General features: G+C 49.9%; 11 protein-coding genes. 9 read left to right on the top strand and 2 right to left on the bottom strand.

Going from position 1 to position 13,433, the window contains the following annotated elements:
- Positions 1-35 precede the first annotated feature (35 nt).
- The 7 genes from JHJ32_RS07000 (at position 36) to JHJ32_RS06970 (ending at position 9,076) form a co-directional block, all read left to right on the top strand.
- Positions 36-1,868: a RagB/SusD family nutrient uptake outer membrane protein gene (locus tag JHJ32_RS07000; protein WP_200120454.1), complete on the top strand. Its 1,833-nt coding sequence runs from the start codon at positions 36-38 to the stop codon at positions 1,866-1,868.
- A 17-nt stretch (positions 1,869-1,885) separates the two neighbouring features.
- Positions 1,886-2,560: a DUF3823 domain-containing protein gene (locus JHJ32_RS06995; protein ID WP_079716356.1), complete on the top strand. Its 675-nt coding sequence runs from the start codon at positions 1,886-1,888 to the stop codon at positions 2,558-2,560.
- A 317-nt stretch (positions 2,561-2,877) separates the two neighbouring features.
- Positions 2,878-4,422 carry a sulfatase gene (locus JHJ32_RS06990; RefSeq protein WP_200120453.1) on the top strand — a complete coding sequence of 515 codons (1,545 nt, stop codon included), beginning with the start codon at positions 2,878-2,880 and terminating at the stop codon, positions 4,420-4,422.
- A gap of 71 nt (positions 4,423-4,493) precedes the next feature.
- Positions 4,494-5,345, top strand: a complete 852-nt coding sequence (locus JHJ32_RS06985; protein WP_233632530.1) for an alpha/beta hydrolase — start codon at positions 4,494-4,496, stop codon at positions 5,343-5,345.
- Positions 5,342-6,448, top strand: a complete 1,107-nt coding sequence (locus tag JHJ32_RS06980; protein WP_200120452.1) for a glycoside hydrolase family 43 protein — start codon at positions 5,342-5,344, stop codon at positions 6,446-6,448. The genes JHJ32_RS06985 and JHJ32_RS06980 overlap by 4 nt, the downstream gene beginning before the upstream one ends.
- A 90-nt stretch (positions 6,449-6,538) precedes the next feature.
- Entirely contained in the window at positions 6,539-8,083 is a 1,545-nt protein-coding gene (locus tag JHJ32_RS06975) for a helicase HerA-like domain-containing protein (protein WP_200120451.1), read from the top strand.
- A gap of 81 nt (positions 8,084-8,164) precedes the next feature.
- Positions 8,165-9,076 (top strand): sugar phosphate nucleotidyltransferase, encoded by a 912-nt coding sequence (locus JHJ32_RS06970; RefSeq protein ID WP_079716352.1) that lies wholly within the window; start codon positions 8,165-8,167, stop codon positions 9,074-9,076.
- A 98-nt stretch (positions 9,077-9,174) separates the two neighbouring features.
- Here JHJ32_RS06970 and dnaK read toward each other — a convergent pair whose 3' ends face one another.
- A complete protein-coding gene (dnaK, locus tag JHJ32_RS06965) occupies positions 9,175-11,088 on the bottom strand; it encodes a molecular chaperone DnaK (RefSeq protein ID WP_079716351.1) in 1,914 nt (637 codons plus the stop codon).
- Between the two features lie 226 nt (positions 11,089-11,314).
- On the opposite strand from dnaK, the gene JHJ32_RS06960 reads away from it, so the two are divergent.
- On the top strand, positions 11,315-11,674 hold the full coding sequence (locus tag JHJ32_RS06960; RefSeq protein WP_079716349.1) for an MmcQ/YjbR family DNA-binding protein: 360 nt from the start codon (positions 11,315-11,317) through the stop codon (positions 11,672-11,674).
- Between the two features lie 74 nt (positions 11,675-11,748).
- Positions 11,749-12,330, top strand: coding sequence for a thioredoxin family protein (locus JHJ32_RS06955; protein ID WP_233632529.1), 582 nt, complete (start codon positions 11,749-11,751; stop codon positions 12,328-12,330).
- Here the strand turns inward: JHJ32_RS06955 and JHJ32_RS06950 are convergent.
- On the bottom strand, positions 12,305-13,234 hold the full coding sequence (locus JHJ32_RS06950) for an isopenicillin N synthase family oxygenase (RefSeq protein ID WP_200120450.1): 930 nt from the start codon (positions 13,232-13,234) through the stop codon (positions 12,305-12,307). The genes JHJ32_RS06955 and JHJ32_RS06950 overlap by 26 nt on opposite strands.
- Positions 13,235-13,433: the final 199 nt, after the last annotated feature.

Raw genomic sequence — 13,433 nt, 5'->3', positions numbered from 1 at the left:
TTATTTGGGATAGTGTCAAAAAGAAAGAATGTATTATGAAAACGTCAAACATATTCAAAATATTGGTGTTGGCTGGAGGATTGTGCTGTTTTAACAGCTGTTCGGAATTCCTTGAGCGCGAACCCGACCAAATCCTGACCGATGATCAGGTATTTGGTGATCCGGTGATGATCCAATCGGTCTTAGCTAATTTTTATGGTCGTGTGACCTGGGGCCAACATATCGGTGACTGGTATCAGTACACGATATTAGATGAAGCCGGCAAATCCGACGGCGGGCCAGATAACATTCAAAACTACGGGAATGCCCTATGGCGGGTATATGATTACACGTTAATCCGTAACATTAACCAGTTTCTTCAAAGCCTCCGCGCCACTACGGTAATAACTGATACTGAGAAGCAGGTATACGAAGGAGAAGTCAGGTTTCTTCGGGCATGGACCTATTTCAATATGGCTCGTGGCTTGGGAGGCATGCCGATCGTAGGTGATGAGGTGTTCGACTATCAAGGTGGTATGGACATCACAACGTTGCAATATCCGCGTTCCACTGAGGCGGGGATATATGACTACATCATTGAAGAATGTGACGCAGTATCCGCCATGCTCAATGAGGAAAAGACCATCAATTCTGCAAGGGCAAATAAATGGACTGCTTTGATGTTAAAGGCCCGTGCGGCCATCTATGCGGGATCATTAGCGAATTATAACAATAAGATGAGTAGCCCAATTCGCACAGCTGGTGGCGAAGTGGGGATTTCGGCTGAACGCGCGGAAGGATATTACCAACAAGCATTAGCAGCGGCACAAGAAGTGATTAACAACAGCCCGTATCAGCTTCAACTAAACAAACCCGACGATTTGGAGCGCAATTTTTATGAGGCGACAAGTGTCAAGGATAATAATACGGAAGTGATTTGGGCAAGAGATTACCGTTATCCGGGACAGACCGTTGGCTTTACCACACAGAATATCCCAGGGTCACACGCCGAGGATATCGATCGTGCTGCTGCAGGCCCGATACTCAATCTGGTCGAGGATTTCGAATATGTAAACAATAGGGATGGCTCGATCCAAATCCGGGACAATCAAGGGAACTATATTTTCTATGACGATCCGGCTGATGCGTTCGCAAATAAGGACGCCAGGTTGGGCGGTTCTGTTATCACCCCCAATGCGGTATTTAAAGGAACGCCTGTTGAGTTGCAGGCAGGTCAGAAAGTCTGGAGCAATGGTGCTTGGCAAACCATTGCAGGACAACCTGGAGAACGTGATGGGCAAGGGCGTTTGATTACCTCATCCAATGGCCCCAACCGCTCTAATGAGCAATACATCAACAAAACCGGCTTTTTCTTCCGTAAATTCTTGGACGAGGCGGCCGGGGCGTCCACCCGCGGACGCAACAGCGAGATGTGGTTCCCCCGCTTCCGTTTTGCCGAAGCGTTGCTGATTGCTGCCGAAGCTGCGATGGAATTGGGTCAGCAGCCAGTAGCGGTTGGTTACATCAACCAAGTACGCGAGCGTGCTGGCATACAGCCGTTAACCTCCGTGACGTTGGATGATATCATACAGGAGCGCCGGGTGGAGTTTGCATTCGAGGATCATCGGTATTGGGATTTGAAGCGTTGGCGCCGGGCCCATATTGTATGGAATGGCGTAGTCAATAGCCCAACGGCCCAGCATTGGGCATTGTTTCCCTACCTGGTGGTCGCTCCCGGTACACCGAATGATGGCAAATATGTGTTCGACAGGTTGACGTTTAGCAACTCGTTGCATCCACGATTCTTTGAATTAAGAAATTACTATAACTTCATCGACCTGGCGTGGCAAAACGCAAACCCGAAGATTGTATTAAATCCGTTTCAGTAAATTTTATTTGAAAGACAATGAGAAGATATTTAAATATGTTACTGTTTCCCGCGGTCGTTGCGGTAAGCAGTTGCGGACTGGATAATTATGATGCGCCGGAGTCGACGATATATGGACGTGTGGTCTACAATGGCGAGCCTATCGGGGTACGTGGTACAGGTGAGGCGGTCCAGCTTCAGCTATACCAAGATGGATACGAGTTGCGCAACCCTATTCCGGTTTACGTGGGGCAAGATGGTACCTTTGAGGCAAGAGTATTTGATGGCGAATACAAACTGGTTACCCGGGATAACAACGGCCCGTGGGTGAATGACCGTGATACGACGATAGTGAATTTAAGGGGTACGGCCAACGTGGATGTGCCGGTTACGCCGTTTTATACCTTGTCCAATGTACAGCTGTCGCTGAGTGGTAGTAGCGCGAATGCTTCGTTTCAAATCAACGAAGTAGCAGGTGGCAGGGACATTGAATATGTGATGATTTTGGTGGGCAAAACGTCCTTCGTCGATGATGTGTCGTACACTGCCCGGCTCGATATCAATGACGTGACCGAGGGAAGCACCATCACCGGATCACTTGACCTGACGAATAATGCCGACTTCAATTCGGGCCGGGCCTTGTTCGCCCGAGTAGGATTGCGCCCTGCGGGTAAGGATCAGGCGATTTATTCGCAGGTGGTTCAATTGCGATGATTATTCGTTCTTATGATTTTACCGCTATCGTCAAAAATGGGCGATAGCGGTTACCTTTATATCGGCAGATGGAATATGCACGTACGGCGCAAAAATGCCCACCTGTTGACATACAAAAAATAATGAGCTATGAAAGTAATTTTCATTATCTTGCCGATTATTGCCCTGGTGTTTGGTGACGATTTTTACCGGCCTAGCGAGAGCAACTTCGAAATGGAATTGCTGAAGCTCTTGAATTAGTCGTGGTACAACGTTCATGTTTTGTAGCTTTACAGACAACACGCGTCATGGAGACTTAGCTAAAACAAATTACTATAATGACGATACGTAATCATAAGCCAGGACACGGATACGCCAAATGGATAACGGTATGCGCCATTGTCGGCTTTTGGCTTGGCATTTCCTGTACTGCGGCACATAAAACGGAAAAGCCCAACATCCTGCTAATCCTCGTTGACGACCTGCGCCCTGCGCTCGGAGCCTATGGAGACACCATCGCCTTTACGCCCAACATGGATAAGCTGGCTTCAAAAAGCCTGCTGTTTGAACGGGCGTATGCCAACCAAGCCGTTTGCGGCCCTTCCCGGTACAACCTCTTGCTCGGTAGTCGATCTACCTCATCAGGAATTTATAACTTCGGGAGTGATTTTCGCGATCATTACCCCGATGCGGTGACCTTGCCCCAGTATTTTAAGCAGCACGGCTACCATACCGAATCAATGGGCAAGGTGTTTCATATGGGGCACAATACGTATGACGATACCGCCTCCTGGAGTTTGCCGCATCATAAGGATTTGGTCATCGAGTATGTCGATCCGGCCAGCAAAGCGGCGGGGACTACCCGCGAGGAAGCCTTGTTCTCCAATATGGAATGGGGGTATTCCCGGTCGCTCCCGCGGGGACTGGCCTGGGAATCGCCGGACGTGGCTGATGATGCCTACGCCGATGGCCGTATAGCAAACCGGGCAGCCGAACGGCTCAGGGCGTTGAAATCGCAGTCTGACAGCTCTTTTTTCCTCGCTGTCGGATTCGCGCGCCCACACCTTCCTTTTTCGGTGCCTAAAAAATACTGGGATATGTATGACGAAAATACACTTCCTCTGCCTCAGCACGTTACCCGGCCAGAGGGCGCCCCGCCCTATGCCGTTAAATACGGCGATGAGATCGATCAATATGCGCCTGTCCCCGCAAAGGTGACCGAGGAGCCGTTCCCGGATAGCCTGGCGCGCAAATTAATTCATGGCTACTATGCAGGTGTCAGCTACGTGGATGCCCAGATCGGCAAGGTGCTGAATGAACTGGCGGCGCTCGGCCTCGACGAAAACACGATCGTGGTGCTTTGGGGCGATCACGGCTACCTGCTCGGTGAAATGGGGATGTGGACCAAACATGTCAATTATGAATTGGCTAACCGTATTCCGCTGGTCATATCGGCTCCGGGCGTCACCCGTGCGGGCTCGCATACCGATCAGCTGTCGGAAACGGTCGATATTTACCCGACATTGGTGGAACTCGCCGGACTGCCAGCACCGGATGTCCGGCAGCCGATCGATGGAGTCAGCATGGTGCCCGTGCTCAAAGACCCCGGAAGTCATATCCGCGATCATGCTTACCACAGTTTCCCAAGGGGCGGCCGATTGGGGAGGGCTGTCCGTACCGACCGATACCGCTTGGTGGAGTGGACGAAACTCGATGGCGCCGAGGAGGCCCCGGAGTACGAACTGTATGATTACCACAGCGGATCAATGGAGCTAAAGAACATCGCTGATGAACAACCCGAGGTAAGGGCTACGCTTCAGGCAATGCTCTGGCGGCACCCGGCAGCGATGCCCCCGCGCCCGCAAAGCCCGCGTAGGGAGTAGGTTTCCCATTTTCAGCGGCATTGTGTACCTTAGCGATTTCAATGTCCAAGTTGGAATCAAAATAGCTAAGTATGACTATCAACAAAAAAACATATTACTCAATGGTGATGGGCTGGTGTCTGGTTGCTTTTGTACTGACTGCATATGCGCAACAAGCAGCGGAGCCCACCACCTATCGTCTGGTGCAAAATGTCAACTACCGCCCGGATAGCACGGATGATTACATCCGTGAGCGTTGTGTGCTTGATGTTTATTATCCAGAGCAGACGAAAGATTTTCCAACGGTCGTGTGGTTTCACGGCGGCGGGATCACGGGTGGAGAGAAGTTTATCCCGCAGGAGCTGAAGGAAAAAGGTATAGCGGTAGTGGCGGTCAATTACCGCCTAAGCCCGAAAGTCAAAAATCCGGCGTACATCGATGACGCTGCGGCAGCGATAGCTTGGGTATTTCAGCACATCGGTGAATACGGCGGAACCGCCGACAAAATATTCGCAACCGGCCATTCCGCAGGCGGGTACCTCGCTGCGATGGTGGGCTTGGACAAATCCTGGCTGCGCCAGTACGGCGTGGATGCCGACAAACTTGCGGGGATTATCGACTTCAGCGGCCATGCGATCACGCACATGACCATCCGCGCGGAGCAAGGGATAAAAGAGACCCAGCCCATCGTGGATGAATACGCACCGCTGTTTCATGTGCGCAGCGATGCTCCGCCGCTGGTGCTGGTATCGGGAGACCGTGAGCTGGAGCTATTGGGCAGGTACGAAGAGAGTGCTTATTTCTACCGGATGATGAAGACCGCCGGCCAACAGCACGTATACCTTTACGAGCTGGATGGTTTTGACCATGGTGCCATGGCCGCACCCGGATTCCATATCTTGCTCCACCATGTAAACGAATTGACAAAAAAATCAGTCAAATGAATGTCCGTATAATTATTGCCAGCGTTTTATTCGCGATACCATATGTCGGTAGCGCACAGGAAGCTTTATCTTCATTTCAAAACCCTTTGAATGTCGCTTTCGGCGACCCTTATGTCATTTATGACGACGCAACCGACCGCTATTATATGTATGGGACGGGAGGTGGTGCCAAGCATGGTTTTGCAGTCTATTCGTCTGCCGATCTGTCGGACTGGAAGAACGAAGGCCAGGTTTATGACGCTGGCAATGAAAATGGCTGGAGCGATTCCACCGCTGCCTGGGGTGGGGCATATTGGGCACCCGAAGTATACGCGCATAAGGGCAAATTTTATATGTTTTATAGCGCGCAATGGAAAGATAATCCCGGTAAGGAACTGGAAAACTTCCGTATTGGCGTTGCCGTGGCGGACAAGCCCACAGGGCCTTTTATCGACCTATATAACCACCCCATCTTCGACCCCGGTTATCCGATCATCGATGCCAATGTCTATTTTGGAGAGGATGGACGGGTATATTTGTATTACTCCCGCTGTTGCTACAAGCATCCCGTAAAGAGCGAAGTAGCCGAGTGGGCAAAGCACAAGGGATGGTTTGACGAAATCGAAGAAAGTTGGGTGTATGGCGTGGAGCTCAAGCCGGACTTTTCAGGTGTCATCGGCGAGCCGGTATTGCTCTTGCGCCCACCTGTGAGGATGGACGATGCCCAGGCCGAATGGGAGAGCCGCTCGGTGACTGGCCGCGAAGTCAATCGCCGCTGGACGGAAGGTTCGTTTGCATTTAAACATGGCGATACGTATTACATGATGTACTCAGCGAACCATTTTGCTGGAGAGCATTACGCTGTGGGCTATGCTACTGCGCAACATCCGCTGGGGCCTTACACCAAGGCGGCTAACAATCCGGTGCTGGAGAAAAACACGGCAAAGGGTGGTGATGTAACGGGTACGGGCCACAATAGTGTGGTATTCCTGCCGGATGGCCGGATGCTGTGTGTGTACCACGGTCGTACCAAAAAGACCGGTGACGAACGGATGGTATTCATCGACGAGATGGAAATAGATGAGCATGGGGTATTGACCGTTTTGGGTCCGACGACACGATAAGCGGTAAAAAAACCGCAAATTTAACGGCCCGCTATTTGGATTTACCCAAGGAAGTGCGTAGCTTTCACCCATCATATTCGTCGCTCATTTATGGGAAATCAAGCCGAATTTATCGACAAGATAACAGCCTCATATAATCCAAAGGGGGCTTTTATTTTCCTTGGGGCAGGTCTGCTCGATGGGGAAATAGTAGCCCAGGCGAAGGTAAAACTTCCCTTGAAGATGATGAATCGCCATGGCCTGATTGCGGGCGCTACGGGTACCGGCAAGACACGTACCTTACAACTGATTGCCGAACAACTATCGGATGCGGGAGTACCGGTGTTTTTGCTGGATGTAAAAGGCGACCTTTCCGGCCTGCACCAGCCGGGCGGGCCAAATCCGGCTTTAGTGAAGCGGGGAGACGCGTTGGAGTGGCCCTTCGTGCCGTCCGGCTTTCCAGTGGAGCTATTCTCGTTGTCTGGCAACGTTGGCAATCCCATGCGGCTTACGGTGGAAGATTTCGGCCCAGTAATGCTTGGGCGAATCCTGGAATTGAATGATACCCAAACCGGTGTGCTGGCGGCGTTGTTCAAGTATGCAGAAGATACCCAGCTGCCGTTGGTCGATTTCGCCGATTTAAAGAAACTGCTCAATTACCTCACCGGCGGACCCGGAGCCGAAGAAATCAAAGACAGCTATGGCCGCATTAGCGGAAGTACTGCTGGAACCATACTGCGTAAGCTGGTCGCGCTGGAACAACAGGATGTGTCCGGTATTTTCGGTGAAAAAGAATTTGATATCAATGATCTGTTTGAAAGGGTGGACGGTAAAGGCGTGATTAGCCTGCTGAACATTTCGGATATTCAGCAACAGCCGGTATTGTTTTCGACGTTTTTGCTGAGCCTGCTGGCACAGTTGTTTAAAAAGCTGCCCGAGGTGGGCGATTTGGACAAGCCGAAATTAGTTTTTTTCTTCGACGAGGCCCATTTGCTATTTAAGGACGCGCCAAAAGCATTTCTTGCTCAAGTAGAACAAATCGTTCGGCTCATCCGTTCAAAAGGGGTGGGTGTATTCTTTTGTACGCAGTCGCCGATGGATGTCCCCGAAAGTGTGCTGGGGCAGCTGGGCAACCGCGTGCAACACGCTTTGCGGGCGTTTACCCCCAATGACGCCGAAGCACTAAGGAAAACGGTAAAGACCTACCCAAAGTCAGATTTTTACGAGATAGATCGGGTATTGACATCGCTTGGCACAGGACAAGCGCTGATCACCGTACTCAATGAAAAGGGAATCCCTACCGAAGTAGTGGCTACACACCTTATCCCGCCGCGTGCAACGATGGGCCCTATTGACGCACACACGTACGCTAAGCTGGTAGACACTTCTCCCTTCTATGCCAAATACCACCAGCCCGTGGACAGACGGAGCGCGGCGGAAATATTGGAGGATAAGATGCGTGCGCACACGATTCAGACAGCTAAGGATGGAACCAACCGCGAAACGGCGAAGCGGGGCGGCCGGACGCGTAGCCGGCAAACGCCCCTTGAAGCGGCGCAAAAAGCAGCCACCACAACGTTGGCCAGGGAAGGGGCAAAATTATTGGGCAAGATTGCCAACGGCATCTTGGCTGCTATGTTGCGGAGAAAACGTTAAGATAGTAGGTGAATGATATATTTGGCATCAATTTGGCATCAGTGAATAAGTTTTAATTCAATAACCATAATTTTTCCAACGATGAGTAAACCCACCTTGTTGATTCTTGCGGCCGGAATGGCCAGCCGCTACGGAAGCATGAAACAGATTGACCCGTTCGGGCCTAATGGCGAAACGATTATCGACTATTCCATCTATGACGCGATTAGGGCAGGATTTGGAAAAGTAAGCTTCATCATTCGCGAAGAATTTGCCGATAAATTCAAATCGATTTTTGAACCCAAGTTGGCAGGTAAGATCGAGACAGACTACGTTTTCCAGCGTTATGATCTAACGCCGTTTGGTATCAATAGGGAGATTGAACGTTCCAAGCCCTGGGGTACGGCACACGCTGTGTTATCTGCACGCAATCAAATAAACGAACCGTTCTGTGTGATTAATGCGGATGACTTCTATGGTTATGAGGCTTTTGAGAAAATGGCAAAGTTCCTCAGTGATGAGGTAGCTGACGATAAATTTTCGTTAATGGGTTATCAAATCGACAAGACATTGTCCGAACATGGGTCGGTATCACGAGGTGTGTGCAAGGTTGATGATAATGGGAATATGACCGAGATTAATGAGCGGTTAAAAGTTTATTTTAAGGAGGTTGACGGCGAAAAACGTATCTTCTTCGAGGAAGATGGCGTAGAGACGGAATTGCCGCAGAGCAGCCGCGTTTCGATGAATTTTTGGGGATTCACACCTGCGATTTTCGGAGTCAGCGAAGAATTGTTCAAAGCATTCGTGCCGGCCAATGAAGATAACCCGAAATCGGAGTTTCTGATTCCTAAAGTGGCTGACGAACTCATCAAGCAGGGTAAGGCGCGTTTTAAAGTCATTCCTACCTCACAGAAATGGTTTGGTGTTACTTATCCGGAAGATAAACCCATCGTGCAGGAGAACATTGCACAATTGGTGAAGGATGGTGTATATCCGGAGAAGTTGTTTTAAAACCGGAAGCTGCCGGAGACTGGACGTAAAAAAACCTCGGAGGATAATCCCCCGAGGTTTTTTTGTGTAACTGCTAAAGTGCCGTCCGGCTTGGACTTTTACTTTTTATCGTCCTTGACTTCTTCATATTCTACGTCAGTCACATCGTCGCCGCCGGTGCTGCCAGCAGCCGATTGGCCGGCGTCAGCTTGCGGCCCGGCTCCTTCTTGCGAAGCTTTGTACATGTCTTCCGAAGCGGCGTTCCAAGCTGTTTGCAGTTGGGCCTGTGCGGCGTCGATAGCTGCGAAGTCCTTAGCTGCATAAGCTTCTTTCAACTTCTTCAGGCCATCTTCGATGGGCGACTTTTTCTCAGCGCCGATTTTGTCGCCATATTCTTTCAACTGTTTCTCAGTGGAAAAGATCAAGGCGTCAGCGGCGTTGAGTTTTTCTATTTCCTCTTTCGCTTTTTTATCTGCCTCAGCATTGGCTTCCGCTTCCTGCTTCATCTTCTTGATTTCGTCGTCGGTCAAACCGGAAGAAGCCTCGATACGGATTTTTTGTTCCTTGCCCGTAGCTTTGTCTTTGGCCGACACATGGAGGATACCGTTTGCATCGATATCAAATGTTACCTCGATTTGGGGTACACCGCGCGGTGCGGGCGGGATACCATCCAAGTGAAAGCGTCCGATGGTCCGGTTTTGCGCAGCCATGGGCCGTTCACCTTGTAAGATGTGGATTTCCACAGAAGGTTGGTTGTCTGATGCCGTAGAGAATACTTCCGACTTTTTGGTCGGGATAGTCGTATTGGCCTCGATGAGCTTGGTCATGACACCACCCATGGTTTCAATACCCAATGAAAGTGGGGTAACGTCCAAGAGTAACACGTCTTTTACTTCACCGGTCAATACACCACCTTGTATCGCTGCACCAAGGGCTACTACTTCATCCGGATTCACGCCTTTCGAAGGCTCCTTACCAAAGAATTTTTTTACCGCATCTTGGATAGCAGGGATACGGGTAGAACCACCCACAAGGATGATTTCGTCGATATCCGATGGGGAATAGCCTGCATTTTTCAATGCTGATTTGCAAGGCTCAATGGTGCGTTTAATCAAATCGTCAGCCAACTGCTCGAACTTGGCACGGCTCAATGTGCGGACCAGGTGCTTCGGTCCGGTTTGGTCCGCCGTGATGTATGGCAGATTGATTTCAGTGGATGACGAACTTGAAAGCTCGATTTTGGCTTTTTCAGCAGCTTCTTTCAAGCGTTGCAAAGCCATTGGGTCTTTGCTGAGGTCGAACCCGTTGTTGTCGTTTTTAAATTCATCGGTAAGCCAGTCAATGATGACTTGGTCAAAATCATCACCTCCCAGGTGAGTGTCACCGTCTGTCGATTTTACTTCAAATACACCGTCTCCCAGCTCCAGTACAGATACGTCATGTGTACCACCCCCGCAGTCGAATACGACGATTTTCATGTCCTTGTTGGACTTGTCCAATCCGTATGCCAGTGCTGCTGCGGTCGGTTCGTTTATAATACGTTTTACATTCAAGCCAGCAATTTCACCAGCTTCTTTCGTTGCCTGGCGTTGCGCATCATTGAAGTATGCCGGTACGGTGATAACCGCTTCGTTTACTTCGTGGCCCAAAAAATCTTCCGCAGTCTTTTTCATTTTCTGCAAAATCATTGCAGAAATTTCTTGCGGTGTATATTTGCGGTCGTCGATTTCCACGCGGGGGGTGTTGTTGTCACCTTTCACAACGGAGTACGGTACACGCTCAATTTCTTTACGGGCTTCGTCGTAATTGGTACCCATAAACCGTTTGATGGAGTACACGGTCTTCTTTGGATTGGTAATGGCTTGGCGTTTCGCAGGGTCACCTACTTTGCGTTCGCCATTCTCCACGAAAGCCACAATCGAAGGCGTAGTTCGCTTTCCTTCGTTGTTCGTAATGACTACCGGCTCATTACCCTCCATCACGGCTACGCAAGAGTTGGTAGTTCCTAAGTCGATTCCAATAATTTTTGCCATATCTATGTTCCTTTTCTACGTTGATGATAAATCAATATGTTTCATAATGGTTTAACAAGCCTTGTGCCAATCGTTTTTCTGGCACCAATTAGGCGTAGGATGGTGAGAACCGTCATTATATCTATGACGTCGTCATGACAATGTGTCATTTTGAACCGGGTGATTTTAAATTTCAAGTTTAAGGTGTTAATTTTACAACGCCGGATATCCAGTTCCGTTTTTAACAATGCACATCGAGCAACTACGTGATTATTGCCTCAGCAAACCAGGGGTTACGGAGAGCTGCCCTTTCGGGCCGGAAATACTGGTGTTTAAGGTGGCCGGCAAAATGTTTTTGCTCACGCCATTGGATAGCCAGCCGCTGTCCTTCAGTGCAAAGTGTGATCCCGAATATGCCGTTGAATTGCGGGAACGCCACCCCAATACCATAAAAGGAGCGTACCATATGAATAAGCGCCATTGGAACGAGGTGGTCTGCAATGGCGAATTAAGTGATGGGGTGTTGGAAAACCTTATCAGCCATAGCTATGAACTGGTCGTGGCCGGTTTACGCAAACAAGATCGAGAAGCATTAAAGCGTGCATAGACAACGCAATGGTTATGACATTACGTCGACCATTTTCTTCTACCATTCCATTACCTTTGCCGATAATTTTTTCAATGATGGATTTCGCGCGTTATTTGATCGAATTTGAACGTATTCTGCATGATCCTGCGCCTGCCGGACCTTATGACAATCCGGCTTATATGGAGTATACGAAGTTGAATTGGTCGCGGATGCACCGCTGGCTGAAAAAGGGCGTGTTGGCGGACGAAACGAAGGAAGTGCTGGAAGGTATTGCCCAGCCGCTGCGTTGGGTGATTATCACGGAGCCGTGGTGTGGGGATGCGGCGCATACCGTGCCTTTCATCCAGTTGATGGCCCAGCATAATGCGTTAATTAGCGTTGCGTATGAGCTAAGGGACTCGCCCCCATTCCGCATCGAGCAATACTTAACCAATGGAGGCAAATCGATTCCCAAGTTGATAATCCGCGACGACAAAGGGGACGACTTGGCGGTGTGGGGGCCGAGGCCAACAGATTGCCAGCAATTATACGAACGCCTGAGAGCGGAGGGCGCCGACTTCGAGACCCAAAAAATAGCCCTTCAGAATTGGTATAACAAGGATAAGGGGCATGCCGTACAACAAGAGCTGACGCGCTTGCTTAGCGACATCACATCTTCAGTCCGATCGCTCTAAGCCGCTCGTCCAGGTAGTCCCCAGCCGTTATATCGGTATACGCTTTGGGATTATCTGCTCCTATACAGGACTCCAGCACGGCCAGGCTCATGTCGGCTTTTGGGTGCAGGAAAAAAGGTACGGAATAACGCGATGTTTTCATCTGTTCGCGCGGCGGATTGACCACGCGGTGCGTCGTCGACTTCAACTTATTATTGGTAAGCCGTTGCAGCATGTCACCTACATTGACCACGATGTCTTCGCCATGCGCCTTGACAGGGTACCATGTGCCTTCACGGGTCAGTACTTCCAATCCATCGGCGCTCGCCCCGATAAGGAGGGTAATCAGATTAATATCTTCATGTGCCCCTGCCCGTACCGCATCATCGGGAAGGCTATCGGGCTCATCGATGGGAAAATAATGGATAGCCCTGAGAATGGAGTTGCCTTGGTGCACTTTTCCTTCAAAATAATCTTCCGGCAAGTCCAGGTAAACAGCAATGGCCTTAAGCAGCTCGCGGCCAGCTGATTCCAGGCGGCGGTAGACTTCACCGGTGATCTCATCGAAGCGTGGAAGCTCATTTACCACCGGGTTGTCGTCCTGTCCCCGTTGCCAAAATTCCTTCAGGTCGGGTACTGTGGCGTCCTTAGCCTTTTCCTTGCCCCTCGATGTATAACCGCGTTGTCCCGCCAGCCCCGGGATTTCGTACTTCAATTTGGTGACCTCCGGCAGGGCAAAGAAAGCCTCGACCACAGCATACAATTCGTCAATTAATGCCTTATCCATGCCATGGTTAGCAATGGTAACAAAGCCGGTCTCATTAAAAGCTTTGCCGATTTCCTTGGAGAATTGGTGGCGTTGGTCGGTAGTTCCTTGCGTATAATGGAGTAGATCCAGTCGTGGGATGTTTATTGTAGGTGTCATAAACGTGCTTATTTTTCAGGTAAAGATAACGGTTTTTCAATTTACGACCATGGTATTCCATGCGCTATTTTGTGCTGTTAGTTGTTTTTGGCGGTCGGTTTTCTGATTTTATTTATTAATAACAATAGTTGAAACAATGGGGCCGTTTTGCCTACGGTTGTGCGGTTTTTTTGAATTTTATGCGTGCATTATTTGCCTC

Source organism: Parapedobacter sp. ISTM3, from assembly GCF_016533505.1.
Classification (GTDB): domain Bacteria; phylum Bacteroidota; class Bacteroidia; order Sphingobacteriales; family Sphingobacteriaceae; genus Parapedobacter; species Parapedobacter luteus.
This window is presented reverse-complemented; position numbering and strand designations above follow the sequence as displayed.

What these genes read in the sequence shown, in the direction of transcription:
- JHJ32_RS06970 (WP_079716352.1), top strand. Translation starts at nt 8,165, where the DNA reads ATGAGTAAACCCACCTTGTTGATTCTTGCGGCCGGAATGGCCAGCCGC.
- JHJ32_RS07000 (WP_200120454.1), top strand. Translation starts at nt 36, where the DNA reads ATGAAAACGTCAAACATATTCAAAATATTGGTGTTGGCTGGAGGATTG.
- JHJ32_RS06980 (WP_200120452.1), top strand. Translation starts at nt 5,342, where the DNA reads ATGAATGTCCGTATAATTATTGCCAGCGTTTTATTCGCGATACCATAT.
- JHJ32_RS06975 (WP_200120451.1), top strand. Translation starts at nt 6,539, where the DNA reads ATGGGAAATCAAGCCGAATTTATCGACAAGATAACAGCCTCATATAAT.
- JHJ32_RS06950 (WP_200120450.1), bottom strand. Translation starts at nt 13,234, where the DNA reads ATGACACCTACAATAAACATCCCACGACTGGATCTACTCCATTATACG.
- JHJ32_RS06960 (WP_079716349.1), top strand. Translation starts at nt 11,315, where the DNA reads ATGCACATCGAGCAACTACGTGATTATTGCCTCAGCAAACCAGGGGTT.
- JHJ32_RS06955 (WP_233632529.1), top strand. Translation starts at nt 11,749, where the DNA reads ATGATGGATTTCGCGCGTTATTTGATCGAATTTGAACGTATTCTGCAT.
- JHJ32_RS06985 (WP_233632530.1), top strand. Translation starts at nt 4,494, where the DNA reads ATGACTATCAACAAAAAAACATATTACTCAATGGTGATGGGCTGGTGT.
- JHJ32_RS06990 (WP_200120453.1), top strand. Translation starts at nt 2,878, where the DNA reads ATGACGATACGTAATCATAAGCCAGGACACGGATACGCCAAATGGATA.
- dnaK (WP_079716351.1), bottom strand. Translation starts at nt 11,088, where the DNA reads ATGGCAAAAATTATTGGAATCGACTTAGGAACTACCAACTCTTGCGTA.
- JHJ32_RS06995 (WP_079716356.1), top strand. Translation starts at nt 1,886, where the DNA reads ATGAGAAGATATTTAAATATGTTACTGTTTCCCGCGGTCGTTGCGGTA.